Origin of the sequence: Streptomyces sp. NPDC017890 (assembly GCF_044328675.1) — a bacterium.
GTDB lineage: Bacteria > Actinomycetota > Actinomycetes > Streptomycetales > Streptomycetaceae > Streptomyces.
In genome coordinates this window covers 1-1,975 of record NZ_JBIRHU010000123.1, presented here as the reverse complement: position 1 = coordinate 1,975, position 1,975 = coordinate 1, and the positions used below count along the sequence as shown (strand labels likewise).

Here is a 1,975-nt window from a genome sequence, read left to right as displayed (position 1 = left end):
CAGTTTTCGGCGCGGATACGCGTTGCTCGCGACGCTGAGCAGAAGCGTCAAGCGGAGCTGGCGGCGAATCCGAGTGCTGAGCTTGTTGAGGCATATCGGGAGTTGCGGGCTGCGGAGGCGGCGTCCGGTGCGAGGATCGGTTGCGCGCGGGGCGGCGATATGACTGACCCGAAAACGGTTCGGGCTCTTGCTCGGCTGTTGAGTGATCCCGCCGAAAAGTTTCAGTAGGAGCAATTCACGGGCCGCATTTGTGCTGGTCAATCCGCTTTTGTTTGGAGTTTCAGTCGCGGCCGAGGTCGTGGGCGCGTTTCGGTGTCTGGGTCCGCGAGGTTTCCGGCTCGGTCGTCCCTGATTCCCGTGAACCCGTCGGTGGCTGTGACGGGTAGTCGAGTAGTCGGCTGCGCATGAGGTCGCTGAGTTCGTTGGGGTTGTACGGTTCGCGGTTTCCGCTGCGTAGATGCTCGATCATCGCTTTGTGGTGCTCGGCCACCTCGAGGTGGATGACGTTGCCTTGGGTGCTGGCGAGGGTGGGTGGTTCGGTGTTGTTGCGGTGTACGCCGACCGCGAGGACGTCGCGAAGTGGTGTGTGGGTTGCTTCCATGGCGACGTAGCGGGCTGCTTGTACTGCGGAGGCGTGGACTTTTTGCCAGTCGATGGTCCAGCCGGAGGATTTGAGGAGTTCGTCGAAGAAGACTCGTTGTGTGCGGGAGTTGCCGTCTCGGAATGGGTGCAGGACGAACTGCGAATTTTTCGATCCGATGCAACACAGCACGGAAGGCCTGCTCAGGCGAGTATAGCCGGTTTCCAACAGGTTCCAGTGTAGTTTCCGAGGCCAGCGAGACCCGCAGACGAGACCGGATTGGGGACCGATTGCAGCTCTGGACGGGCGCAGAACGGCCATTTTCGGCAATCGAAGAACGAACGAACCTCGACAAACTGATGCATCTAATGCAATTATATTGCAGTGGACACCGAGGATGAGGTTTTGAGCCTGCGGCCACGGGGCGTCGCACTGCTGAACGAGCCAGCTGCGGTGTTCGGGGCGATGCTTGACGGTTTCGCGCGACAGCAGACGAGCCGGGGGCTGGCATCCCAGACCATCCTGGTCCGGCGGTGGCAGGTGGAGCGGTTTGCGCGGTTCACCGATACGTATCCGTGGCAATGGCTACCGGGCGACGTGGAGGACTTCACCACGAGCCTGTTCAGTGGCCGTCGCCCCTTGGCGCGGTCGACGGTGCGGAGCTATCACCTGACGATCCGCGCCTTCTTGAATTTCGTGACCGATCAGCGTTACGACTGGGTCGCGGAGTGCCGGTCACGGTTCGGGTCGGTGCCGACACAGGTGTGTTTCGAGTGGAACACGGTCGCGCACACCGCCGACTTCGAGGGCCGCCCAGGGCGTCGGCCGCTGGACTACGGCGAGTTGGAAGCATTGTTCGCGGCCGCGGACAGCCGTGTGGACGAGTTGGTGCGGCAGGGACGCAAAGGCGCGTTGGCGGCGTTGCGGGATGCCCAGCTGCTCAAGACGACCTATGCGTGGGGTCTGCGGCGTCGCGAGGTACTGGGCTTGGACCTGGCGGATCTGCGCTCGAACGCGAAAGCGCCGCAATGGGGCAGCTTCGCGCTGGTGCATGTTCGGCACGGAAAATCGTCCAAAGGCAGTATCCCCAAACGTCGCTCGGTGTTGTCGCTGCCGGAGTTCGAGTGGGCGATCGAGGGCCTGCGAGTCTATGTCGAGCAGGTCCGGGAGCGGTTCCGTCCCGGCACGAACCCGGGGTTGTGGCCGACCGAACGCGGTACCCGAGTCGGGGACCGGTATCTGGACACACGGTTCGCGCAGCTGCGGGAGGTGGCCGGCCTGGCCCCGGAGCTGACGCTGCACAGCCTGCGACACTCGTATGTGACGCACCTGATCGAGTTCGGATATGCCGAACAATTCGTGCAGAGCCAGGTCGGGCACGCCTACGCCTCCACG

3 protein-coding genes are annotated in these 1,975 nt (G+C 63.1%); 1 reads left to right on the top strand and 2 read right to left on the bottom strand.

Annotated features, from left to right (window positions below; all coding sequences use genetic code 11):
• Nucleotides 1-261: hypothetical protein (locus ACH4F2_RS35870; RefSeq protein WP_398136795.1), on the bottom strand; the 261-nt coding region annotated here is incomplete at its 3' end.
• Between the two features lie 19 nt (nucleotides 262-280).
• A complete protein-coding gene (locus ACH4F2_RS35865) occupies nucleotides 281-808 on the bottom strand; it encodes a hypothetical protein (RefSeq protein ID WP_311052707.1) in 528 nt (175 codons plus the stop codon).
• 156 nt (nucleotides 809-964) lie between these two features.
• On the opposite strand from ACH4F2_RS35865, the gene ACH4F2_RS35860 reads away from it, so the two are divergent.
• Nucleotides 965-1,975, top strand: a 1,011-nt coding sequence (locus tag ACH4F2_RS35860) for a tyrosine-type recombinase/integrase (protein ID WP_398136794.1), incomplete at its 3' end; no start/stop codon positions are given.